26 protein-coding genes are annotated in these 22,230 nt (G+C 73.6%); 12 read left to right on the plus strand and 14 right to left on the minus strand.

Going from position 1 to position 22,230, the window contains the following annotated elements; all coding sequences use genetic code 11:
* Nucleotides 1-98 precede the first annotated feature (98 nt).
* Entirely contained in the window at nucleotides 99-944 is an 846-nt protein-coding gene (locus J2Z30_RS14580) for a glutathione S-transferase C-terminal domain-containing protein (protein WP_063790856.1), read from the plus strand.
* Between the two features lie 62 nt (nucleotides 945-1,006).
* Here the strand turns inward: J2Z30_RS14580 and J2Z30_RS14585 are convergent, their stop codons facing one another.
* Nucleotides 1,007-1,948, minus strand: coding sequence for a LysR family transcriptional regulator (locus tag J2Z30_RS14585; RefSeq protein ID WP_245387993.1), 942 nt, complete (start codon nucleotides 1,946-1,948; stop codon nucleotides 1,007-1,009).
* Between the two features lie 73 nt (nucleotides 1,949-2,021).
* Here J2Z30_RS14585 and J2Z30_RS14590 point away from each other — a divergent pair, with 73 nt between their 5' ends.
* Nucleotides 2,022-2,195 carry a hypothetical protein gene (locus tag J2Z30_RS14590; protein WP_209468677.1) on the plus strand — a complete coding sequence of 58 codons (174 nt, stop codon included), beginning with the start codon at nucleotides 2,022-2,024 and terminating at the stop codon, nucleotides 2,193-2,195.
* A 33-nt stretch (nucleotides 2,196-2,228) separates the two neighbouring features.
* Here J2Z30_RS14590 and J2Z30_RS14595 read toward each other — a convergent pair whose 3' ends face one another.
* The 8 genes from J2Z30_RS14595 to J2Z30_RS14630 form a co-directional block, all read right to left on the minus strand.
* Entirely contained in the window at nucleotides 2,229-2,972 is a 744-nt protein-coding gene (locus tag J2Z30_RS14595) for a Mut7-C RNAse domain-containing protein (protein WP_044580919.1), read from the minus strand.
* Nucleotides 2,973-3,095: 123 nt separating this feature from the next.
* Nucleotides 3,096-3,965 carry a YhjD/YihY/BrkB family envelope integrity protein gene (locus tag J2Z30_RS14600; RefSeq protein ID WP_052701197.1) on the minus strand — a complete coding sequence of 290 codons (870 nt, stop codon included), beginning with the start codon at nucleotides 3,963-3,965 and terminating at the stop codon, nucleotides 3,096-3,098.
* Between the two features lie 150 nt (nucleotides 3,966-4,115).
* Nucleotides 4,116-4,976: a MauE/DoxX family redox-associated membrane protein gene (locus J2Z30_RS14605; RefSeq protein ID WP_044567886.1), complete on the minus strand. Its 861-nt coding sequence runs from the start codon at nucleotides 4,974-4,976 to the stop codon at nucleotides 4,116-4,118.
* Nucleotides 4,973-5,608, minus strand: coding sequence for a hypothetical protein (locus tag J2Z30_RS14610; protein WP_020866286.1), 636 nt, complete (start codon nucleotides 5,606-5,608; stop codon nucleotides 4,973-4,975). Before J2Z30_RS14610 ends, J2Z30_RS14605 begins: the two co-directional genes overlap by 4 nt.
* A gap of 13 nt (nucleotides 5,609-5,621) precedes the next feature.
* Nucleotides 5,622-6,044: a septal ring lytic transglycosylase RlpA family protein gene (locus J2Z30_RS14615; protein ID WP_044567887.1), complete on the minus strand. Its 423-nt coding sequence runs from the start codon at nucleotides 6,042-6,044 to the stop codon at nucleotides 5,622-5,624.
* A 96-nt stretch (nucleotides 6,045-6,140) separates the two neighbouring features.
* On the minus strand, nucleotides 6,141-7,298 hold the full coding sequence (locus J2Z30_RS14620; RefSeq protein ID WP_044567888.1) for an acetyl-CoA C-acetyltransferase: 1,158 nt from the start codon (nucleotides 7,296-7,298) through the stop codon (nucleotides 6,141-6,143).
* 80 nt (nucleotides 7,299-7,378) lie between these two features.
* The gene (locus J2Z30_RS14625) at nucleotides 7,379-8,002 is read right to left on the minus strand and encodes a TetR/AcrR family transcriptional regulator (protein WP_044580921.1); all 624 of its coding nucleotides are present in this window, start codon (nucleotides 8,000-8,002) and stop codon (nucleotides 7,379-7,381) included.
* A gap of 84 nt (nucleotides 8,003-8,086) precedes the next feature.
* Nucleotides 8,087-8,872, minus strand: coding sequence for an SDR family oxidoreductase (locus J2Z30_RS14630; RefSeq protein ID WP_044567889.1), 786 nt, complete (start codon nucleotides 8,870-8,872; stop codon nucleotides 8,087-8,089).
* Nucleotides 8,873-8,947: 75 nt separating this feature from the next.
* Between J2Z30_RS14630 and J2Z30_RS14635 the strand changes: the two genes are divergently transcribed.
* From J2Z30_RS14635 to J2Z30_RS14645, 3 genes are all read left to right on the plus strand, one after another.
* The gene (locus tag J2Z30_RS14635) at nucleotides 8,948-10,138 is read left to right on the plus strand and encodes an acyl-CoA dehydrogenase family protein (protein ID WP_044567890.1); all 1,191 of its coding nucleotides are present in this window, start codon (nucleotides 8,948-8,950) and stop codon (nucleotides 10,136-10,138) included.
* 82 nt (nucleotides 10,139-10,220) lie between these two features.
* The gene (locus J2Z30_RS14640) at nucleotides 10,221-11,285 is read left to right on the plus strand and encodes an acyl-CoA dehydrogenase family protein (protein ID WP_044567891.1); all 1,065 of its coding nucleotides are present in this window, start codon (nucleotides 10,221-10,223) and stop codon (nucleotides 11,283-11,285) included.
* A gap of 58 nt (nucleotides 11,286-11,343) precedes the next feature.
* Nucleotides 11,344-12,348 (plus strand): LacI family DNA-binding transcriptional regulator, encoded by a 1,005-nt coding sequence (locus tag J2Z30_RS14645; protein ID WP_044567892.1) that lies wholly within the window; start codon nucleotides 11,344-11,346, stop codon nucleotides 12,346-12,348.
* A gap of 43 nt (nucleotides 12,349-12,391) precedes the next feature.
* Here J2Z30_RS14645 and J2Z30_RS14650 read toward each other — a convergent pair whose 3' ends face one another.
* Complete coding sequence (locus tag J2Z30_RS14650) at nucleotides 12,392-13,135, minus strand: PaaX family transcriptional regulator C-terminal domain-containing protein (RefSeq protein WP_044567893.1); 744 nt, start codon at nucleotides 13,133-13,135, stop codon at nucleotides 12,392-12,394.
* 102 nt (nucleotides 13,136-13,237) lie between these two features.
* On the opposite strand from J2Z30_RS14650, the gene J2Z30_RS14655 reads away from it, so the two are divergent.
* The 5 genes from J2Z30_RS14655 (at nucleotide 13,238) to J2Z30_RS14675 (ending at nucleotide 17,482) form a co-directional block, all read left to right on the plus strand.
* Nucleotides 13,238-14,884 carry an acyl-CoA dehydrogenase family protein gene (locus J2Z30_RS14655; RefSeq protein ID WP_044567894.1) on the plus strand — a complete coding sequence of 549 codons (1,647 nt, stop codon included), beginning with the start codon at nucleotides 13,238-13,240 and terminating at the stop codon, nucleotides 14,882-14,884.
* Nucleotides 14,885-14,949: 65 nt separating this feature from the next.
* Nucleotides 14,950-15,708 (plus strand): crotonase/enoyl-CoA hydratase family protein, encoded by a 759-nt coding sequence (locus tag J2Z30_RS14660; RefSeq protein ID WP_044580923.1) that lies wholly within the window; start codon nucleotides 14,950-14,952, stop codon nucleotides 15,706-15,708.
* A gap of 440 nt (nucleotides 15,709-16,148) precedes the next feature.
* Nucleotides 16,149-16,538: a hypothetical protein gene (locus J2Z30_RS14665; protein ID WP_052701198.1), complete on the plus strand. Its 390-nt coding sequence runs from the start codon at nucleotides 16,149-16,151 to the stop codon at nucleotides 16,536-16,538.
* Nucleotides 16,525-16,677 (plus strand): hypothetical protein, encoded by a 153-nt coding sequence (locus J2Z30_RS14670; RefSeq protein ID WP_167442832.1) that lies wholly within the window; start codon nucleotides 16,525-16,527, stop codon nucleotides 16,675-16,677. Before J2Z30_RS14665 ends, J2Z30_RS14670 begins: the two co-directional genes overlap by 14 nt.
* Nucleotides 16,678-16,711: 34 nt before the next feature.
* Nucleotides 16,712-17,482 (plus strand): bestrophin-like domain, encoded by a 771-nt coding sequence (locus J2Z30_RS14675; protein WP_044567895.1) that lies wholly within the window; start codon nucleotides 16,712-16,714, stop codon nucleotides 17,480-17,482.
* Here J2Z30_RS14675 and J2Z30_RS14680 read toward each other — a convergent pair.
* Nucleotides 17,445-18,737 carry a cytochrome P450 gene (locus tag J2Z30_RS14680; RefSeq protein ID WP_044567896.1) on the minus strand — a complete coding sequence of 431 codons (1,293 nt, stop codon included), beginning with the start codon at nucleotides 18,735-18,737 and terminating at the stop codon, nucleotides 17,445-17,447. The two genes, J2Z30_RS14675 and J2Z30_RS14680, sit on opposite strands and share 38 nt — an antisense overlap.
* A gap of 207 nt (nucleotides 18,738-18,944) precedes the next feature.
* Complete coding sequence (locus J2Z30_RS14685) at nucleotides 18,945-19,796, minus strand: metallophosphoesterase family protein (protein ID WP_044567897.1); 852 nt, start codon at nucleotides 19,794-19,796, stop codon at nucleotides 18,945-18,947.
* Nucleotides 19,797-19,902: 106 nt separating this feature from the next.
* Between J2Z30_RS14685 and J2Z30_RS14690 the strand changes: the two genes are divergently transcribed.
* On the plus strand, nucleotides 19,903-20,364 hold the full coding sequence (locus J2Z30_RS14690; RefSeq protein WP_044567898.1) for a universal stress protein: 462 nt from the start codon (nucleotides 19,903-19,905) through the stop codon (nucleotides 20,362-20,364).
* A gap of 65 nt (nucleotides 20,365-20,429) precedes the next feature.
* On the opposite strand, the gene J2Z30_RS14695 is transcribed toward J2Z30_RS14690, so the two are convergent.
* On the minus strand, nucleotides 20,430-20,648 hold the full coding sequence (locus tag J2Z30_RS14695) for a dodecin (protein WP_044567899.1): 219 nt from the start codon (nucleotides 20,646-20,648) through the stop codon (nucleotides 20,430-20,432).
* A 330-nt stretch (nucleotides 20,649-20,978) separates the two neighbouring features.
* Between J2Z30_RS14695 and J2Z30_RS14700 the strand changes: the two genes are divergently transcribed.
* Nucleotides 20,979-21,659, plus strand: coding sequence for a formylglycine-generating enzyme family protein (locus tag J2Z30_RS14700; protein WP_044567900.1), 681 nt, complete (start codon nucleotides 20,979-20,981; stop codon nucleotides 21,657-21,659).
* On the opposite strand, the gene J2Z30_RS14705 is transcribed toward J2Z30_RS14700, so the two are convergent.
* Nucleotides 21,643-22,182 (minus strand): GNAT family N-acetyltransferase, encoded by a 540-nt coding sequence (locus J2Z30_RS14705; protein WP_044567901.1) that lies wholly within the window; start codon nucleotides 22,180-22,182, stop codon nucleotides 21,643-21,645. The two genes, J2Z30_RS14700 and J2Z30_RS14705, sit on opposite strands and share 17 nt — an antisense overlap.
* Nucleotides 22,183-22,230: the final 48 nt, after the last annotated feature.

Here is a 22,230-nt window from a genome sequence, read left to right on the forward strand (position 1 = left end):
CCCGGCGGCCGTCCCGCGTGGGCTTCCCTTCCGTCGCGCCATCGGCGCCGCCCTCGACCGGCGGTGGCCGGGGCTTTTCGTCACTGCCTTGGAGAGCCATGTCCGAGACGTTTCCGGTCAGTTCAGGTCCCGCCGCTCTTCTCGACCCCGACCCCTGCTCGCCCCGCCCCCGGATCGCCCCGCCCGCGCCACCGCACCGCTTCCGCAGCCGCATCGGCGTCGACCTCGCCGGTGGCTTCTATCCGGTGCCGCACCGCTATCGGCTCTATCTCTCCGCGAGCTGTCCGCTCTCGCTGCGCGTCTCCATCACCCTCGATCTGCTCGGGCTGCGGGACACCGTGGCCACCACCCTCATCGGGCTTCCGGACGACACCCCCGAGGCGTACGCCGCACTGCGCGGGGCCTACGAGGCCACCTGGCACCGCTACAGCGGACCGGTGGACGCGCCCGCGCTGTGCGACCGCTGGACCGGACGTGTCGTCAGCAATCACGCGCCGGACATCCTGCGCGACCTCGCCGGCCATCTGAGCGACGACAGCGGAACCGGACGCCCCCTGCTGCGCCCGGCGGCCCTCGCCACGGACATCGACGCCCTCCGGGACCTCATCGACGCGGACATCATCCACGCCGCCCGGCAGGCGGGGACCTCAGCCGAGGCGGAGTGCCGGGACGCGGCGCTGGAGCGGCTGCTGACCGCCCTCGGCCGGCTCGACCGCGGGCTGACGGCCGCGCCGTACGCCCTGGGCGAGGAGCTGACCGCCGCCGATGTGGACCTGTGGGTGGCCCTGGTCCAGCTGGACACCGAGCACCGGCTGCTCCTGGACGCCGACGCGGCCGACCGGGTCTCCCGCCATGGGCAGCTGCGCGCCTATGTACGGCGGCTGCACGCCCATCCGGCCTTCCACACCACGCTTCCGGAGGCCCTCCAGGACGAGGTGTCCTGAAAGGGCGTCGAGGTGGCCGAAGAGGACGTCCAGGTGTCCTGAGAGGGCGTCATGGTGAGCCGTCAGGCGGCGGCCCGGGGCCAGTCGTCCAGGCTCTGGTGCTGGCGCACCGCCTCTTCCAGCGCCCCTATCCCGAGGTCGATCAGCGGGCTCCGCCGGCTGCCCCGGCGCACACAGGTGAGGATCCGCCGCGTCGGCATGTTCTCGCCCGCCACCGGCACCCGCGCGACCGCCTGGCCCGCCGGGCCCTCGGCCAGCCGCGGGATGAGCGAGACGCCCAGCCCGTTCCCGACCAGCGACCAGACCGCCGACCAGTGGGTGGCGGCGTGCACGATCCGCGGTGAGAACCCGGCCGCCGCGCACAGCACCCGCACCCGCTGGGCGTGGTCACAGGTGCCCGCGTCGGCGACGATCCAGTCCTCGGCCGCCGCGTCCTCCAGCCGCACCGACACCGCCCCCGCCAGCCGGTGGTCGGCGGGCACCAGCATGATGTGCGGCTCCTCCAGCAGGGGGCTCTGCTCGAACCGCGCGTCATCCGGCGGCGGCCCGCCCTCGATGGGCTCCACGACCGCGAGATCCACCTCGCCCGCCACCAGCAGGTCCATGCTCTCCTCGGTGTCGCACTCGCGCACCCGCACCAGCAGGTCGGGGTGGCTGTGCCGCAGCCGCCCGGCCGCGGGGGCGATCAGACCGCTGATCGCGGTGGTGAAGCCCGCGATGCGCAGCGGTCCGGTCATGCCCGCCCGGTAGGACTCCAGCTCCGCCTGCGCCTCCTCCCAGCGGGCCAGCAGCGCGTCGGCGTGCTCGATGAGCAGGTGTCCGGCCGGGGTCAGCCGGACGCGGCGACCGTGCGGCTCCAGCAGCGGGACCTTGAGCTCGCGCGCGAGCTCGCGCATGTGGTGGGAGACAGCGGACGGGGTGAGGTGCAGGGCCTCGGCGGCCGCGGTGACCGTGCCCTGCTGGCGCACCACCCGGAGCATATGAAGCCGACGCAGGTCAATCATGAAATCATTTTGCACACATGACCTGGAAAACATGCAATGGACCTCAACGGTCGGCCGGAGTCATCCTGCTGCCATGAACACCGACACTCACACCATCGTTTCCCGGCACACCACCAGCGAGGGCGTCGTGGTCTGGAGCCGCTGCGCCTGCGGACGGCTCCAGATGGTCCTGGTTCCCTACGGCGCCGGCGGCAAGGGAATCGCCGCGGGCGGACATGACTTCCAGTGCCCCCGCTGCGGCCGTTAGTGCCGCTCGACGGCGCGGCGAACGGCCTGGCGCTCAGGACAGCGCGGCCCGCGCGTCGCCGAACTCGCCCATCGCCCCGGCCACGATGGCCTCCAGACGGGCGTGGTGGGCACCGCGCCAGTAGACCCGCTCACAGACCGTGCAGCGCGCGAAGACGTCGTACGTGCGCCGGGTGCCGTGCTGCAGTTCCTCCCGGACCGTCTCCTTGTCGGCGTCCTCCAGCGGGCCGTTGCAGGCGGTGCAGCGGGTCCAGGGCGCCAGGCTCGGGGTGAACCGGCCGAGGACGTCGCGAAGTTGCTCATCGGGGCGGTCGCTGTAGACATACGCCCCGGCCCACAGCTCGCGGCGGCGCAGCAGCCCCCGGTCGCGGGAAAGCAGCACCCGGCGCTGGGCGGCGGAGCGCGCGGCCAGCTCGGGGTCGCCGATGTCCTCGCTCTCGTACGCGGCGTCCACGCCCAGCAGCCGCAGCCGCCGCGCGAGCGTGCCCAGGTGCACATCGAGCAGGAAGCGCAGCGGGGCGCCCGGCACCCGCTGCGGGCGGACGACCGGCTGGACCTCCACGGTCTCCCCCGCGCCCGGCACACGCGAGACGGCGGCCTCCTCGCCGTTCACCAGCAGCCTGCCCACCTCGGTGAGCGGCACCCCCAGCGACTCGACCACATGGCCGAGGGTGGAGACGCCGTCGGTGGCGACGGCCGTCCAGGGGCGGCGCCGCTCGGGAACGGCGAAGAATCGCAGTTCAGGGGCGAGGCTGACGTGGATCTCGGGTCCATTCACACCGCCAGCATGCCAGGCGCCCAAGGCCCGGGGCGACGGCGTTTCGGGGCCGGGACAGGGCCTGACGGTCATGAGGGCGGCCGTCGCCCGCGGGCTGGGGCAACGTGGCCGCGGGCCGGGGCGTCACCCCGGCGGTTCGGCCGCCTTGGCCCGGTCGCGGCGCCGCTTGCGGCGCCAAGCCACCATCCGCAGATAGTCCTCGTGCAGCACCCGCCCGACGAGCGCACCGCCGAAGACCACGAAGCCGACACCGACCAGCCAGGACTGGACGACCAGGACGGTGCCGACCGGGCCGTAGGAGACCGTGCTGGAGGCGATCAGCGGGGAGAACACCAGCTGGGAGAAGACCCGCAGCCCCAGCAGCCCGATGCTGGTCGCCAGCGCGCCGGGCAGCAGGGCGCCCCAGCTGATCCGCCCCCCGAGCAGCAGCCGCTGCGACCACCAGAAGAACAGCACCGTGCCCAGCACCGCCACCAGCACCCGGGAGAGGCCGGGCTCCAGATGGGCGGAGAGCAGCAGATAGCAGATCAGCACCACGAGCCACACCAGATGGCGCCAGACGGTGTGCCAGCGGCCGGCCGGCAGTTCCCACACCTTCTCGTAGCCGACCTGGAGCACCGTGCCGAAGCGCAGTCCGAAGATGGCGAGCGTGGCCAGACCGAAGGCGGTGGTGGACTCCAGCGCCTGCTTGGGCGGGGCGAACAGCCGCTGTACCTCGTCCCGCGAGGTCGAGGTGAGCCCGAGGCCCTCGGCCAGCCACTGGGCGAAGCCGAGCCGGTTCACCGGGTCGGCCGCGGCGACCACGATCAGCAGGGGCACCAGGGTGAGAAAGCCCAGGGCGGCGAAGCCCATCGCGCGGTGCAGCAGCTCGAATTCGCTGCCCCGGCGCCATCCGCGTCCGATCGCGGACCGGTCGAACGCGTCCTCCAGCCGCTGCCACCAGGACCAGGACCTGGGCCCTCGGGAGCCGGACGCGGTCCGATTCTCGGACATACCCACTCCCCTACTCGCGCCACCGGCTCGACCTGGGCAGTGCCGTCCAGGCTACTCGGGGTGGTGACGTTCCGCCGGGAGCTCCGCCGGGACTCCCCCCGGAACACCCGCGCGGCGTCCGGGCCGCCGTCGGGGTCCGCTCGGCGGGCCTCACGCCGTGGCCATGACCGGGGCCCCGCTGTCCGCGTCGAGGACGCTGACCCGAACGGCGGGCTCGCGCACCGTGTCCAGGCTGGCCCCGGCGTCCACCGCGAAGAGCACCAGCACGGGCCTCGCGGCCTGGCCGCCCCCGTACACCCCGGCGAACTGCAGGATGCGCCAGCCGCCGTCGTCCCAGTGGTCCAGCAGCGCGGAGCGCACCACGCGGGAGACGCTCTGCCAGGCGCGCGAACGCTCCAGCAGTTCGACGGTCGCGGCGACCGGGACCGCCGTCCCGGCTCCGGTCGCGGCGAGCGGATGCCCGGTGATCCGCAGCCGCAGCCGGCGCAGCGGCATCCGCCAGCGGCGGTCCGGATCGGCGGCGAGGGCCGTCAGGGCCGCCGCGGCGGCCAGGACCAGGCACAGCGCCGCGGCCGGACGGCGGCCCGCCGCGGTCCACCAGGGCTGCTGGGCCAGGGCCGCCGCGGCCCCGCCCGCGAGGACCGCGGCGGCGCGGACGAAGGCGCGCCAGGTGAGGGGGGCGTCCTGCCGCGCCGTACAGCCGCAGGAGGAGCCGGGTGCGGCGGCGCGGGCGTAGCCGAGGTAGCCGAGGAAGCCCGCGCCGAGGAGGGCGGCCGCCGCCCCCGGGAGCGGGGTGGCGGGCGGTGCCAGCAGCCCGGCGGCGAGGAGGAGTTCGACCGCGCCGAGGACGCGGAGGGCGAGCGCGGCCCGGCCGCCGTCGCGCAGCAGCCGCGCGAGCGCGGTACGGGGCGCCTGCCGGGCGGTGCCCCGCCCGAACAGCTTGCCCGCACCGGCCGGCCCCAGCACCCCGGCGAGCACCAGCGATGCGAGGTCGCGGACCAGGGCGCTCACCGCCGCCTCCCCGCGCCGGGGGCGACCGCGACCCGGACCAGGTCCACGGAGCCGTCGGACGGCCGCCACGCGCCCAGCACCTGGGCGCTCTGCCCGATGGTGAGCCGGGACAGATCGGCGGTGGGCGAGGCGGTGCCGTACGCGGCGCTGGTGGTCTCCGCCATGAGGTTGCCGACGATCTCGTGCTGCCCGTGGGCGAGGTGCAGCCGGGTCTTCTCGATGCCGCGGATGGTGGCGTGGAGGTTCACGATGTTGACCCACACCGCGTCCGCGGCGAGGGTGCCGTCGGGCAGGGGGACGCCGCGGGCGTAGAGGCCGTCGCCGGTCTCGATGTCGGCCGCGGTGGTGGCGCGGGCCTTCCAGACGCTGGTGGCGCCCGTGACCCGCACCCGGGAGTGGTCGCCGTAGGAGCCCGCGACCGCCAGGACGTCGTCGTTGATCGCGGTGATCCGCCCCTCGGCGAAGGCACTCTCGGCGACCGCGGGGTCCAGGGGGCGGATGGGCGCCGCGAAGGCGGCGTCGGCGTCCACCGCGCCCAGGGCGGTCGCCCCGACGACGGTGGCGCCGTGGAGGGCGGCGGTGGTGAGGAAGCGACGGCGGTCGAGGGGGTCGCCGGTTCGGTACGCGCTCATGGCCGGGCCCGCCTCATTCGAAGATGGAGACCGGCAGGGTGCCGGAGCTCAGACTGCCGATGGCGGAGAAGGCGGCGGGGGTGAGGTCGATGACCCGGTTGGTACGGCAGACCCCGTCGCAGCAGGTGGACTCGGAGCAGAAGCTGCGGGTGCGGGGGCCGCAGTCGCTGACGGTGACACAGACGCTCGCGCCCGAGCAGTCATGGCGCACCTTCATCACCGAGCCGCAGCCGCGCCGGGGTATGTCCTCGCCGCACAGGTCCGGCCGGGTGATGTCCCAGCACGCCTTGGAGGCGTTGGGCCAGGCGGCCTGCAGGGCGCTGGACCGGCAGGTGCCGCATGCGCCGCCGCCCGCGGAGGCGCACGGACCCCAGGCGCTGCCACAACAGAACCAGGTGGCCTCGCCGTTCCAGAGCTTGGTCGATCCGCACGCCATGGCACTGTCCTCCCGGCCTCGGTCCCGCCCTCGGAGCAGCACCATCATCTGTGGAGCCGGGCCCGGTCGCCACGGGAAGGCGGCCGGTCGGAGTCCTCACAACCGCTCGACGACCGTGACGTTCGCCTGGCCGCCCCCCTCACACATGGTCTGCAGGCCGTAGCGGCCTCCGGTGCGCTCCAGTTCGTGCAGGAGGGTCGTCATCAGCTTGGCGCCGGTGGCGCCGAGCGGGTGGCCCAGGGCGATGGCGCCGCCGTTGACGTTGACCCGCTCGGGGTCGGCGCCGGTCTCCTTCAGCCAGGCCAGGACGACGGGGGCGAACGCCTCGTTGATCTCGACCAGGTCGATGTCGCCGATGGTCAGCCCGGTCTTCTTCAGCGCGTGCGCGGTCGCCGGTATGGGTGCGGACAGCATCCGGATCGGGTCCTCGCCGCGCACCGACAGATGGTGCACCCGGGCGCGCGGGGTCAAGCCGTGCTCCCGTACGGCCTGTTCGGAGGCGAGCAGCAGGGCCGCGGCGCCGTCGGACACCTGGGAGGAGAGCGCGGCGGTGAGCCGCCCGCCCTCGATGAGCGGCTTGAGCGCGGCCATCTTCTCCAGGCTGGTGTCCCGGCGCGGCCCCTCGTCCACCGAGACGTCCCGGAACGGGACGGTCTCGCGGTCGAAGCGGCCCTCGTCGATGGCGCGCAGCGCCCGCTGGTGCGAGCCCAGGGCGAACTCCTCCATGGCCTCGCGGGTGATGCCCCACTTCTCGGCGATCAGCTCGGCGCCGTAGAACTGGCTGACCGGCCGGTCTCCGTAGCGCGCCCGCCAGCCCTCCGAGCCCGCGAAGGGGCCTTCGGTCAGCCCCAGGGACTCACTGGCTTTGCCGCTGGCGAAGCCGATGGGCACCATCGACATGTTCTGCACCCCGCCCGCGACCACCAGGTCCTGGGTGCCGGAGAGCACCGCCTGGGCGGCGAAGTGCAGGGCCTGCTGCGAGGAGCCGCACTGCCGGTCGACGGTCACGCCCGGAACCTCCTCCGGGAGCCCGGCGGCCAGCCAGCAGGTGCGCGCGATGTCCCCGGCCTGCGGGCCCACCGTGTCCAGACAGCCGAAGACGACGTCCTCGACGGCGGCCGGGTCGGCGCCCGAGCGCTCCATCAGCGTGCGCAGGACATGGGCGCCGAGGTCGGCGGGGTGGACGGAGGCGAACCCGCCCTTCCGCCGCCCCACCGGCGTCCTTACCGCTTCCACGATGTATGCCTCGGGCATGGCAGCTCCTTGGGATCCCTCAGGTCGTGACGGTCTTACGGTCGTTGTGTCTCTCGTTGTGTCTCTCGTTGCGTCTTTCGTTACGTCTCTCGTTGCGTCCGGTCTCGACGTGTCTGTTCTTCTCGCGGAGTGATGCCGTCCAGGACCATCGACAGATACTGACGGGCGATCTCCTCGGGGCTGTGCCGGCCGCCCGGCCGGTACCAGGAGGCGGCGACCCACACCGTGTCGCGCAGGAAGCGGTACGCCAGCCGGATGTCGAGGTCGGCGCGGAAGACCCCCTCGGCCACACCGCGCTCGAGCGCGCCCAGCCATGCCCGCTCGAATCTCCCCTGCGATTCGGTGAGATAGCGGAAGCGCGGCTGAGTGGACAGGTGTTTGGACTCCTTCTGGTAGATCGCGACGGCGGCGCGGTGCCGGTCGATCTCCCGGAAGGACTCGGTGACGAGTGCCTCGACGGTGTCCCGGGGGCCGAGTCCGGCGCCGAGCACCTCGTCGTACCCGGCCCAGAGCTCGTTAAGGAAGGTGGAGAGGATCTCGTCGACCATCGACTCCTTGGAGTCGAAGTGGTAGTAGAGGCTGCCCGCGAGCATCCCCGCCTCGTCCGCGATCCGGCGGACGGTGGTCGCGTTGTACCCCTGGGCGGCGAAGACCTCCGCCGCGGTCGAGAGCAGTTCGCGCCGTCGCTCGGGGGACGGGGTCACGGTCGTCTTCTTCTCGCTGTTCTTCGCGCTGTTTCCGGTGGAAGCGCGGTTCCTGGTGGAATTCGGCACGCTCTCATTCTCGCCTCATGGGTGCTGGCTGCTCACGGACACCGTCTCGCCCGTCATGTACGACGAGTAGCCGCTGGCCAGGAAGACGATGACGTTGGCCACCTCCCAGGGCTCGGCGTACCGGCCGAAGGCCTCGCGCTCGGTGAGCGCGGCCAGCAGTTCGGGGGTGGTGACCTTCACCAGATGCGGATGCATGGCCAGGCTCGGCGAGACCGCGTTGACCCGCACCCGGTACGCGGCGGCCTCGACCGCGGCGCAGCGGGTGAGCGCCATGACGCCCGCCTTGGCCGCCGCGTAGTGGGCCTGACCGGCCTGGGCGCGCCAGCCGACGACCGAGGCGTTGTTGACCACGACGCCGCCGTGGCCGCCCGCCCTCATCCGGCGCAGCGCCGCGCGGGTGCAGCGGAAGGTGCCGTTCAGGGTGACGTCGATGACCTTGTCCCACTGTTCGTCGGTCATCTCGGTCAGCAGGGCGGTGCCACCGAGCCCGGCGTTGTTGACCACCGCGTCCAGCCGTCCGTGGCGCTCCTCGGCGAGGTCGTACAGCGTGGCGATCTGGGCCTCGTCGGTCACATCGCTGACGCGTCCGGCGACCCGCTCCTCGCCGAACTCCGCGGCGAGCGTGGCAACCGTCTCCTTCAGCCGGCGCTCATGGGCGTCGCCGAGGACGACACGCGCGCCCTCCTCGAGGAACCGGCGGGCCGTGGCGCCGCCGATCCCGGCGCCCGCGGCGGCGGTGATGACGGCCGTGCGACCGGTAAGGAGGCCATGGCCGGGGACGTACGGCGCCTTGTTGTCCATCACGACGCCACGGTAACCTACCAAACACTTGTTAGGGAACCCGCCCAAGGAGCCGATGGAGGGGGTGGTGCGTCGATGGACCTCGATCTCACCGAGCGGCAGTCGGCGTTCCGGGCCGAGGCCCGGCGGTGGCTGGCCGCGCACACGCCCACCAGCCCCCTCCCCTCCCTGGAGACCGCCGAGGGGTTCGCGGCGCACCGCGCCTGGGAGCGCGCCCTCGCGGCCGGCCGCTGGTCGGCGGTGACCTGGCCCGAGGAGTACGGCGGCCGGGGCGCGTCGGTGATCGAGTGGCTGCTGTTCGAGGAGGAGTACTACGCGGCGGGCGCGCCCGGCCGGGTGAGCCAGAACGGGGTCAGCCTGCTCGCCCCCACCCTCTTCGAGCACGGCAGCGCCGAGCAGCGCGCCCGGATCCTGCCGCCGATGGCGCGCGGCGAGACGATCTGGGCCCAGGCGTGGTCCGAACCCGAGTCGGGATCCGACCTCGCCTCGCTGCGCTCCACCGCCCGCCGCACCGACGGTGGCTGGCGCTTGAGCGGACAGAAGACCTGGTCGTCCCGGGCCGCCTTCGCGGACCGGGCCTTCGGCCTGTTCCGCAGCGACCCGGCGGCTGACGCACCGCACCGGGGGCTGACGTATCTGATGTTCGCCCTGGACGCGCCCGGTGTGACCGTGCGCCCCATCGGCCGCCTCGACGGCAAGCCCGCCTTCGCCGAGCTCTTCCTGGACGAGGTGTTCGTCCCCGACGAGGACGTCATCGGCGAGCCGGGGCAGGGCTGGCGCATCGCGATGAGCACGGCGGGCAACGAGCGCGGGCTGACCCTGCGCAGCCCCGGCCGGTTCACCGCGGCGGCGCGGCGCCTGGTGGCGCTGTGGCGGGAGCGGGCGGACGAGGCCGGGAGCGCTGCGGGGATCGAGGCGGCCGCGCTACGGGACCGGGTCGCGGACGCGGTGATCGGCGCCCGCGCGTATGAGCTCTTCGCCTGCGCGGGCGCCTCCCGCCTGGCCGCCGGGGGCTCGCTCGGGGCCGAGTCCAGCCTGAACAAGGTCTTCTGGTCGGAGCTGGACATCGCCCTCCACGAGACGGCCCTGGACCTGCTGGGACCCCACGGCGAACTGTCCGACGCCGCCGACGACCGGGACGCGCCCGGCCCGTGGTCCGACGGCTACACCTTCGCCCTGGCGGGCCCGGTCTACGCGGGCACGAACGAGATCCAGCGCGACATCATCGCCGAGCGACTGCTGGGCCTGCCGAAGGGACGCCGGTGAGGGTGACGGGCCCGTGGCCGCGGCCGAGGCGGTGCGCCCCTCGGCAGGTGACGAGCCCATTGGCCGACGAGAGGGCGCCCGGATGAGGTTCATGCTGGATCAGGCGCAGACGGACTTCGGCCGCACCGTGGACCGGATGCTCGGCGGGGCCGACACGCCGCACGCCATCCGGGCCTGGGGGCGCGGCGAGCACGCGCCGGGGCGCGCGGTGTGGGGGCGGCTCGCCGACGCCGGAGTGACCGGGCTGGCCGTACCGCAGGCGTACGAGGGCGTCGGGCCGCTGCCCGTCGAGCTGAGCGTGGCGTACGTCGCGGCGGGACGGCACGCCGTGCCGGGGCCCCTGGCCGAGACGGCCGCCGCCGCGGTGCTGCTGGGGGCGCTCGCCGAGGGCGGCACGGCGCGGAGCGGGCAGGTGGCCAAGGACTGGCTGCCCCGGATCGCCGACGGACGGGCGCTGGTGACGCTCGCGGCGGCCGACGGCGGGCCGTACGCGCTGGACGCGGACGCCGCAGACGCCGTCTTCGCCGTCGCGGGCGAGGAGCTGTGGCTGGCCCCGGGGCACGGGCCGGTCCAGCCCTCGTTCGACCCGGCCCGGCGGCTGGCCCGGCCGCTGCCCGGCGGTGAGTTGCTCGCCCGGGGCCCGGCCGTGGCCGCGGCCGCCGCACGCGCCGCGGACTGGGCCGCCTTCGCCACGGCCGCGCTGTCGCTCGGCGCCGGGCTCGCGCTGGTGGAGCGCACCGCGACGTACGTCGGACAGCGCACCCAGTTCGGCCGCCCGATCGGCTCGTTCCAGGCGGTGAAGCACCGGCTGGCGGACGCGCTCATCGGCCTGGAGTTCGCCCGGCCGCTGCTGTACGGAGCCGCGGTGGCGCTCGCGTCGGGGCCCGCGGACGGCGCACTCGCGTCGGGGCCCGCGGGCGGCGCGCTCGCGTCGGGGTCCACGGGCGGCGCCCGCGCGGAGGTCGCCGCGGCGAAGGTGGCCACCGGCGAGGCCGCGTACACGGCGGCGCGCACCGCCCTCCAACTGCACGGCGCGCTCGGCTACACCGACGAGTACGACCTCTCGCTGTGGATCCGCAAGGCCCGCGCCCTGCGCTCCGCCTGGGGCTCCCCGTCGGTTTGCCGCGCCCGCGTCCTCGCGCCCTGACCGGTCTTGATCCATGCTGTATCGACCCGTCAGTGAGCGAACAGCGAGGTATGCGCGGATGCACCGGCCCCGGCCCACCCTGGAGAGCGTGGCGCGGCGCGCGGGTGTCTCGCGCGCCACCGTCTCCCGTGTCGTCAACGGCTCGACCAAGGTCGGCGAGGACAGCCGGGAGGCGGTCCTGAGCGCCATCCAGGAGCTGGGCTACATCCCCAACCAGGCGGCCCGCAGCCTGGTCACCCAGCGCACCGACTCCTTCGCGCTGGTGCTCCCCGAGGAGCCGGGCCGGGTCTTCTCCGACGACCGGTTCTTCCCGGGCGTGGTGCGCGGGGTGAGCCAGGAGCTGGAGGCCGCGGACAAGCAGCTGGTGCTGATGATGGCCCGCTCCGCCGCCAGCCGCGACCGCATCGAGCGCTTCGCGCTGGCCCGCCACGTGGACGGGGTCATGGTCGCGTCGATGCACGGCGCCGATCCGCTGCCCGCCGCGCTGGCCCGGATGGGCATCCCGGTGGTCTGCAACGAACGGGTGCCGGGCCCGGCGTCGCCGCCGTACGTGGGGGTGGACAACGCGGCGGGCGCGGCGCTGGCCGTGGAGCATCTGATCCGCTCCGGGCGTACCCGCGTCGCCACCGTCGCGGGCCCGCAGGACATGGTCGCCGGAATGGACCGGCTGTCGGGCTACCGGGCGGCGCTGGACGGGTCACGGCTGGCGGCGCATGTCGCGGTCGGGGACTTCACCCAGGAGTCGGGGGCGGTCGCGATGCGGGAGCTGCTGGACCGGGAGCCGCGGCTGGACGGGGTGTTCGTGGCCTCCGACCTGATGGCGATCGGGGTGCTGCGGGCGCTGCGCCGGGCGGGCCGGCGGGTGCCGGACGACGTGGCGGTGGTCGGATTCGACGACATAGAGCCCGCGCGCTACACCGAACCCCCGCTGACCACCGTGCGCCAGCCGATAGCCGGCATCGGCCGCCGTCTGGCCCGCCAACTGCTGCGCCTGACCGCCGGGGAGAGCATCGAACCGGCGCTGGTCCTCCCCACGGAGCTGGTGATCCGCGAATCGGCGTAGCCGGGCGCGGGACGACGTCTCCGGCCGAGGGACGCCGGCACGGTCAGCCGCCGCCCGCGTATCGCGGCAGCCACGCCCGGAAGTCGCGTTCGAAGGCGTCGTAGCGGCGGCGCAGCTCCGCACCCGGCCAGTCCTCCGGCAGGAGCCGGCCGGGGAGGACGGGGTCGGCGAGGAGGTGGCGGAGGGCGGCGGCCGCGACGGTGAAGCGGTCGGCCGGTTCCTCCGCGTCGTCCAGCGCCGCGCCGAGCAGCCGGGCCTGGTGTGCCCAGCCGTCCAGGTCCCACAGGCGCGCGGCGAGCTCGGCCGGATCGCCCTCCGGCGCGCCGGTGAACCAGCCGCACTGCTCGGCGGCGACGTCCGGGCGCGGGTGGACGAGGTTGGCGGGGCGCATCCAGGTGCCCTCGCGCAGTTCGGCCAGGCGCAGGGTGGCCATGGCCTGGCGGAGGGCGGTGCGCTCGGCCGCCTCGCGCCGGTCGGAGGTGACGATCGCGATCTCCCAGGCGCCGTCCCAACGGCGGGTGCGGGGGGCGCGGCTCTCGTCCTGTCGTGCCTGGCGGGCCAGCAGCCGGTCGGTGAGCCGGTAGGTGCCACCGCTCTGCTCCAGGTCACCGGCCGCGACCATCCGGGTGAGCGCGACCCGGATGGTGCCCTCGGCGGTGCCGAAGAGCGCGCCGACGCGCACCAGGGCGCGGGCGGGCAGCCGGGGCGGATGGAGGCCCAGCAGGGTACTGAGCACGACCGAGCGCGCGGTCAGCGGCCGCAGGGGGAGCGTTCCGGTGTCGTCCATGGTTACGCGAAACCCTACCCATTACAATTCTTCGTCGCGCATACTAGAAGTGTAAGACCCGGCCGGACCCGGGAGACCACCACGAACGAGGAGATGTCTGCCATGAGCGCTACGCACGAGGTCCTCAACCAGGCCCCGCCGCTCATCGGCTTCAGTACCGCGGACGACCCCGCCCTGCTCGAGGCCCTGCGGCGGCACGGCGGCGACTGGGGCGAACAGGAGGTGCGGGAACTGGGCGCGCGAGCCGGTTCCGCGGAGGTGCAGGACTGGGCGCGGATGGCCGAGGAGCACCCCCCGGTGCTGCACACCCACGACCGCTACGGCCATCGCGTCGACGAGGTCGAGTACCACCCCGCCTACCACCAGCTGATGGAGGTCGCCGTGGCGAGCGGCCAGCACGCGGCGGCGTGGAGCGAGACCCGCCCCGGCGCCCATCTGGTGCGGGCGGCCAAGTTCTACGCCTTCGCACAGGCCGAGCCCGGCCATGGCTGCCCGATCTCCATGACGTACGCCGCGGTCCCGGCACTGCGCGCCGAGCCGGAGCTCGCCGCCGTGTACGAACCGCTGCTCGCCGCCCGCAGCTACGACTTCGGGCTGCGCCCGCCGCTGGGCAAGCGGGGCCTGATCGCGGGCATGTCGATGACGGAGAAGCAAGGCGGCTCGGACGTGCGCGCCAACACCACCCGGGCCGTACCGGACGGTGCGGGCCGATACGTGCTCACCGGCCACAAGTGGTTCACGTCCGCGCCGATGAGCGACGTCTTCCTCACACTGGCCCAGGCGGAGGAGGGCGTCACCTGCTTCCTGGTGCCCCGGGTGCTGCCGGACGGCGGCCGCAATCCGCTGCGGCTGATGCGGCTCAAGAACAAGCTGGGCAACCGGTCCAACGCGTCGGCCGAGATCGAGTACGAGTCCGCCCTCGCCTGGCGGGTCGGCGAACCGGGCCGCGGGGTGCGGACCATCGTGGAGATGGTCAACGTCACCCGGCTGGACTGCGTCATCGGTTCGGCGGCGGGCATGCGGGCCGGGCTGCGGCAGGCGCTGCACCACGCCGAGCACCGCCGGGCGTTCGGCGCCGAGCTGGTCGACCAGCCGCTGATGCGCAATGTGCTCGCCGACCTGGCGGTCGAGTCGGAGGCGGCCACCACGCTCGCGATGCGGCTCGCGTCCGCTCTGGACCGCGCCGAGGCCGGGGACGAGAGCGAGGCGGCGCTGCGCAGGCTGGGGCTCGCGGTGAGCAAGTACTGGGTGTGCAAGCGCGGCGCCACCCACGCCGCCGAGGCCCTGGAGTGCCTGGGTGGCAACGGCTATGTGGAGGAGTCCGGGATGCCGCGCCTGTACCGCGAGGCGCCTCTGCTGTCGATCTGGGAGGGCTCGGGGAACGTCGCCGCGCTGGACGTGCTGCGCGCGCTGGGCCGGGAGAACGGCGCCCTGGAGGCGTTCCTGGCCGAGGTCGACGCCGCGGCCGGGGCGGACGCCCGGCTGGACGCGGCCGTGGACCGGCTGCGCGGGCTGCTGCCGCAGCTCACCGACCCCGAGCGGGCGCAGCTGCTGGCGCGCCGGGTGGCCGAGCAGATGACGCTGGTGCTCCAGGGCAGCCTGCTGGTGCGGTACAGCCATCCGGCGGTCGCCGACGCGTTCTGCGCCTCGCGGCTCGACGGGGACTGGGGGCACGCCTTCGGCACCCTGCCGCCCGGCACCGACACCGGCCCGATCCTGGAGCGGGCCCGCCCGAAGGACGCGCGGTGACGCCCTCGGACGGCCCGGCCGATCCACACGAAGCAGCGGAGGACGCGGCCGGTGCGCGCCTTACGGTGCGCACGGAGCGGGAGGGTCCGGTCACCACGGTCGTGCTCTCCCGCCCCGAGGTGCGCAACGCCGTCGACGGCACGACCGCCGGGGCGCTGGCCGACGCCTTCCGCGCCTTCGACGCCGACCCCGAGGCGCGGGTCGCGGTGTTGTGGGGCGAGGGCGGCACCTTCTGCTCCGGCGCCGATCTGAGGGCGGTCGGCACACCGCGCGGCAACCGGGTGGCCGAGGACGGCGACGGCCCGATGGGGCCCACCCGGCTGCGGCTGTCCAAGCCGGTGATCGCGGCGGTCAGCGGCCACGCGGTGGCGGGCGGGCTGGAGTTGGCGCTCTGGTGCGATCTGCGCATCGCCGAGGAGGACGCGGTCTTCGGGGTGTTCTGCCGCCGCTGGGGCGTCCCGCTGATCGACGGCGGAACGGTAAGGCTGCCCCGGCTGATCGGTGCGAGCCGGGCGATGGACCTGGTGCTGACGGGACGGCCGGTACCGGCCGACGAGGCGTACGCCATCGGGCTCGCCAACCGCGTCGTATCGCCGGGGCGGGCGCGCGCGGCGGCGGAGCGGCTGGCGGCCGAGATCGCCCGCTTTCCGCAGACGTGTCTGCGCTCGGACCGGACCTCGCTGCTGGAACAGGAGGGGCTGCCGGAGGACGAGGCCATGGCGCGGGAGCTGCGCCACGGTCGGGCGGCGCTGGCCGAGGGGCTGGACGGCGCGGCGCGGTTCGCTGCGGGCGCGGGACGGCATGGGAGCTTCGGCGAGCCGTGACCGGCGCGCTCGGCTGACCGGGGCGGGCCGCCCCGGTCGGCCGAGCGGGCATGAGGGGAATGTCCTCGGCTAAACCTCGATGCGCCAATGTCAGCACCACCCATTCCCCTATTCGGGGGAATTCCTGTGGTCACACGGCTGGCGGGCGCCCGTTCGGCCGAATATCTCCTCGTGAAGCGATGGCAGCGCGTATGGCGTGCGGGGGTCCTGGCCACTGCCCTTGTCCTCACGTCGGCGGGGGCGACAGCCCTGGCCGACGAGGACGGTGACGGTCCGGCGAGCGCGCCCGCCTCCCCCCGGCCGACGGCCCATACCCGGTCCTGGGCCGGGGGCCCGGACGACGGACCGCTCGCCTCGGTGCGGATCCGGATCGGTCCGGGCCTGTGCGTATGCGTCGCCGCCTCGGCGGGCCCGGTCGGCCTCGTCGCCCGATACGGCTGGTGTCCCAAACCACCCAAGCCGACGCCGACCCCTACGCCCACTCCTACGCCGACGCCCACTCCTACGCCGACGCCGACGCCGACGCCGTCGCCGACTCCTACGCCCACCCCGACGCCGACGCCGACGCCGTCCTCGACGCCCACCCCCAGCCCGTCCGCCACGCCGAGCCGTACGCCCACACCCACGCCGACCCCCACTCCTCCCCCCACCCCGACGCCGCGGGCCCCCTCCCCCACGCCCGCTCCGCGGCTCCCCGCGCCGGGGCCCACCCGCGCGCCCGCGCTGCCGCTGCCGCCGTCCCCGCCCTCGCGTACCCAGCCTCCGGCATCGCCCCCCGCGCCGGCTCCCGCACCGACCAGGACCCGGGCCGTCGAGATGCACGCGTATGAGAAACCCGCGCGCAAGAAGCCCGACAACGGGACCTCCTTGGTCACCTTCACTCTGCTGCTCACCGCGCCCGCGGTCCTCGCGGCCGCCGCTCTCCGTCCGCGTTCGCGCTCCGGCGCGCGCGGCGGGCGGCGCGGCTGACGGCCCACCGCCGAACCGCTTGGGAGGTTCATCCATGCCCGAATGGCTGATTATGACCCTGGTGATGGCCGGGACCTGCGCGGTCGTGGTGACCGGGGCGGTCCTCAACTCCCGCAGACTCGGGGAGGAGGACGATCCGGACGAGACCCCCGATGTCCTCGACTACATGATCATGATGATCGGCGTGGTCTACGCGATCGTGCTGGGCCTGGCCATCGCCGGTGTCTGGGAGGCGCGCTCCGCCGCGCAGGACGGGGTCCGTACGGAGGCGCAGGCGCTGCACGAGGTGGCCGAGCGGGCGAGCGTCTACCCCGGCCCGGTGCGCGACCGCATCCGCGACGACGTGGACACGTATGTGGACCATGTGGTGCACACCGAGTGGAAGGTGATGATCGACAAGGGCGAGCTCACCGACCGCGGCACCGAGCTGCTGACCACCCTGCGCCGCGATGTCACCCTCGCGGCCCCGCACAACGACCTCCAGTCGCAGGCGTATCAGCCGATGGTGGATCAGGTGGCCGCCGTGGACGACGCGCGTGGCGCCCGGCAGCAGAGCGCTGGGTCCACCATGCCCCCGCTGGTCTGGTTCGGCCTGGTGCTCGGCGCGGCGCTGGTGATCGGGCTGGTCTTCACCCTGCAGATCCGCCGCTCGCCCCGGGAGCTGATGCTCGCGGTGATGTTCACCGCGCTCATCGTCTTCCTGCTCTTCCTGGTGTGGGACTTCGACGAGCCCTTCGGACGGTCGGTCGGCGACTCGACCACGGCCTTCACCGATCTGTTCCCCAGCGCACGGGGAGAGTCTTGAGCCCGTTCTGGAAGTTGGAGGTGAGCCGCACCGGCTCACCGGCCCGGCGCAGCCCCGGCAGCCGGTCCAGGGCGGCGCGCAGCATGGCCCGCATCTGGACCCGGGCCAGATGCGCGCCCAGGCAGACATGCGGCCCGAAGCCGAAGCTCAGGTGGTCGTTGGGGGCGCGGGTGATGTCGAACCGGTCGGGGTCGGTGAAGACCGTCTCGTCGCGGTTGGCCGAGGCGTGGAAGACGACGACCTTCTCACCGCGCCGGATGAGCTGTCCGCCCAGCTCAACATCGCGGGTGGCGGTGCGCCGGAAGTCGATGACGGGCGGCCAGTAGCGCAGCATCTCCTCCACCGCGGAACCGGTCAGCTCGGGCCGGTCGAGCAGCAGCCGCAGGCTCTCGGGGTGGTCGAGCAGGGTGAGCAGCCCGCCGGGGATGCCGTTGCGCAGCGTCTCGTTGCCCGCCACGGCGAAGAGGAAGAACATGTTCTCGAACTCGTCCCGGCTCAGCCCGCCCTCCCGCATCCGCGCCATCACACTGCCCGGCCGGGGCCGCTCGGCGAGTGCGTGGGCGTAGGCGAACATATCGGCCAGGGCCTCACGGGAGCGCGGGTTCATCGGCCGACCGTCGGGGCGGCGCGGCGCCGAGGACGGCCGGTGGGCGAGGGCGGCGCGCCCGATGGGGCTCAGCTCCTCGCGGGCCGCGGTGGACAGCCCGGCGTAGTCGGTGTCCTGGTAGCCGATGACCCTGCCGGCCCAGTCGAACAGCAGCCGCCGGTCGCTCTCGGGGACGCCCATCACCTGGGCGAGGGTCCAGACCGGCAGATCGGCGGCGAGCTCCACGAAGTCGGTCTCGCCGCGCCCCGCCACGGAGTCCACGAGCGCCGCCGCGCGCTCCTCGATGACCGCCTCCAGCTCCCGTACGGCGCGCGGGGTGAAGGCCGCGGAGACGATGCGGCGGCTGCGGGAGTGGTCGGGCGGGTCCTGGTTGAGCATCATCGCCCGCACGAACTCCAGGTCGGCGGGCGTGTCGGGGTCGCGGATCTGGGTGGCCCCGAGGTGGGAGGAGAAGACCTCGGGGGTGCGCAGGACGTGTTTGACGTCGGCGTGCCGGAACACCGCCCAGAAGCCGGGGCCGGCCGACCAGGCCCCGACCGCGGGTTCGTCGATCCGGCAGACGGGGCGGGTGACCCGCAATTCGCCGAACAGGGCGTACGGGACACCGGCGGTGTAGGTCTCGGGGAGGAACGCCTCGACAGGGTTCACAGCCGAGACCGTACGGCGCCGCCCTCCGGGCCCGTCAAGACACCCCGCGCGTCAGGACGCCCCGCGCGTGAGGACGCCCCGCGCATCAGGAGGCCCTGCCCATCAGGACGCCCTGCCCGTCACGGGGCCCCGCCCGTCAAAGGGCCCCGCCCGTCGCGAGGCCCTGAGCCACCGGGCCCCCCGAGCCCACCGGACACCGCGCGGCCCCTATGCCACCGGCACCGGGAGAATCCGGCGCAGCGGGTCCTCGGGCAGTCGGCCGTGAGCCTTCCACTCCCGGGGGTAGCCGACCGAGACCTCCTGGAACTTCACCCCGTCCTCCACGGTCGTCCGGGGGATGTGCAGATGGCCGTAGACGACCGTCTCGGCCCGGAACCGCACATGCCAGTCGGCGGTCAGCTCGGTGCCGCACCACAGCGCGAAGTCGGGGTAGCGCAGCACCCGGGTGGGCAGCCGGGTCATCGGCCAGTGGTTGATGAGCACGGTCCGCAGCTCCGGGTCGACGGCCGCCAGCCGCGCCTCGGTCTCGGCGACCCGGGCCCGGCACCACGCGTCGCGGGTGGGGTAGGGGTCGGGGTGCAGGAAGTGCTCATCGGTGCAGACCACCCCCGCCTCATGGGCGTGGGCCAGCGCGGCGTCCTTGGTGGCCAGGCCGTCGAGGCGGAAGGTGTAGTCGTAGAGCAGGAACAGCGGGGCGATGACCAGCGGCCCGCCGACGCCCTCCCAGAGCGGGTAGGGGTCCTCGGGCGTGACGATGCCCTTCGCCCGGCACATCTCCACCAGCGCCTCGTAACGCGCCACCCCCCTGACTTCCAAGGGGTCCTTGGGATGGGTCCACAGCTCGTGGTTCCCGGGTGACCAGATGACTTTGGCGAAGCGCTCGCTCAGCAGGCCGAGGACCTCCTCGATCTCCGAGAAGACCTCGCCGACGTCCCCCGCGACGATCAGCCAGTCGTCGTCGGAGCCGGGCCGCAGCCGCTCCACGATCGCCCGGTTCTCCGGATAGGCCACATGAAGGTCGCTGATGGCGAGGAGTTCGCCCCCGTGGGTGCCGCTCATTGTCTCTCCTGTCGTACGGTGGCGCTCATGACGCGGTCGCGGTGCGCGAGCACCGCGGGACGGGCCGGGTGATCACCGGACCGTCCCTGGCGCTAGCCTCGCAGATGTGGTGGACAAACTCCCTCCGTCTTTTGAACGGGGAACCGACGGACCGAAGGTCATCGTGGCCGGACTGGACGGTTCCGAATCCTCCTGGCGCGCCACGGCCTACGCCGCCGGGCTCGCTAGACGCCAGAAGGCGCTGCTGGTCGTGGTCTACATCCAGCCGGTGCTGGCCGCGGGGGCGGCCCTCGGGGCCTCGGTGGCCGACACCACGGGTGAGGTGGCCGAGGAGCTGATGCGCGAGATGCGGGAGGCCACCGAGCGGCTGCGCGGCGTCTTCGAGGTGCGCTGGGAGTTCCACACCCACCGGGGCGATCCGTACAACGGACTGGCCCAGGCGGCCGATGAGCTGAAGGCCGACGCCGTGGTGGTGGGCGCGTCCGAGCAGGCCGGGCACCGCTTCGTCGGCTCGGTGGCCGTACGGCTGGTCAAGGCCGGGCGCTGGCCGGTCACCGTGGTGCCGTAAGGGCCGCCCGTCCGGCTCGCGGAGCGTGGCGCGGTGAGGCACCGCGCCACGTGCGTTCGAGCCCGTCAGGAAGTCGTGTCCTCGAGCCGGAATCCGAGCTTCAGCCCCACCTGGTAGTGCGCGATGCGCCCGCCTTCGAGATGCCCGCGGATCTCCGTGACTTCGAACCAGTCCAGTTCCCGAAGAGTCTTGGAAGCCCGGTCGACGCCGCTCCTGATCGCGTCGTCGATGCTCTCGGTGGACGAGCCGACGAGTTCCGTCACCCGGTATATGTGACCGGACATGCGCCTCTCCCCTCAACAGGAATCCCCTCCACCGTGCACCGTGCGGGCTGCCCCCGCGACTTTACAACGTCATTCGGGAACGTCCGCGAACGCAAAGAAGCCCCGCCCGGCGCCACGGGGGTAGGCGTACGGACGGGACCGATGTCGAGGCGCTGGCCGAGCGGATCGCTGGGCCCGATGTGCTGCAGCACAACCTGACGTCTGGACAGGGCAACACCGCGCTGTACGAACTGGCCGCGCAGATCGAGCTCACTGCTGACGATGGCGCGCCGGTCCGGCCCGGCGTCCTGACCGGTTGTCCAGAACGGGTACCGATATGATCACCTGTCCATGGATGCGAGCGCGGGAAAGATGATCGCCATCCCGCCGGGGCAGGTAACGCTGTCGGACCGGCGGACACAACGCAGCTGGTCGGTCGAGCTCGCGCCCTACGAACTCGCGGCTTTCCCAGTCACCCAGGCACAGTACTCACAGGTCACCGGCCTGTGGCCGAGCACCGCCCAGGGGGCCCCACTGCCCGTCGAGAGCGTTTCCTGGTGGGATGCGGTCCAATTCTGCAACGCCCTGTCCCAACGCGACGGGTTCGCGCCCGCCTACCACCTCCATGCCGACGGCGAAGGCATCGAGTGGGACACGTCCGCCGACGGGTACCGGCTGCCTACCGAAGCCGAGTGGGAGCACGCCTGCCGCGCCGGTACGACCGGACCGCACTACGGACCTCTCGACGAGATCGCTTGGTACCGCGGCAACTCCCATGAGCAGATCCACGACGTGGGTCGCAAACGGCCCAATCCGTGGGGCCTCTACGACATGCTCGGCAATGTCTGGGACTGGTGCTGGGACATCTACGACGCCGAGGTCTACGGCGCCTACCGGGTGCTGCGCGGCGGAGGCTGGTTCGACGAGCCCTGGAGCTGCCGGGCCTCCGCGCGGCGCCGCAGCCACCCGACTTTCCAGGTCGACGACGTGGGATTCCGCATCGCACGTTCCCAGCTCAACCGGACGGCGTGACCGGGGACCGCAGGCCGAGCCACTGTTCGGCGTCCCATGCGTGGAACCGCTCCACCTCGGTGAACCCCAGCTTTGCCGCGAGGCGCATCGAGCCGGCGTTGGCGGTCTGGGTGGTGAGGACCACCGGCTCGCCGGGGAGGGCGCCGTCGAGCCAGTCGAGTGCCGCCGCGCACGCCTCGGCGGCGTACCCGAATCCCCACACTCGCGGCAGGAACAGGTAGCCGAGGTCGACCTTTCCCGTGGCTGCCGGGCGGCGGTGGTCCGTAGCCCGCCTGAGCAGGATCTGGCCGATCATCGCCCCGTCGAGATCGACGACGAAATTCCCGGGCCGCCGCGCGGGCGTCCCGGGCATCTCGCGCTCGAGCTTGTCACGCGCCCGGGGACCGCCGAGGTAGGTGTGCACCTCTGGCGACGCCAGCAGCTCGATGAACGTCGCGCGGTCCCGGGGCTCGGGCTCGCGGAGCACCAGCCGCTCGGTCCGTATCGGGGCAGGTGGCCAGGTGACGGGCCCCAGTTCGGTCATGGCGGGCAACCTACCGCAGGCCCACCGAGGACCGGGCCTGCTGACCTC

The organism is Streptomyces iranensis, from assembly GCF_017874715.1.
Taxonomy (GTDB): Bacteria; Actinomycetota; Actinomycetes; order Streptomycetales; family Streptomycetaceae; genus Streptomyces; species Streptomyces iranensis.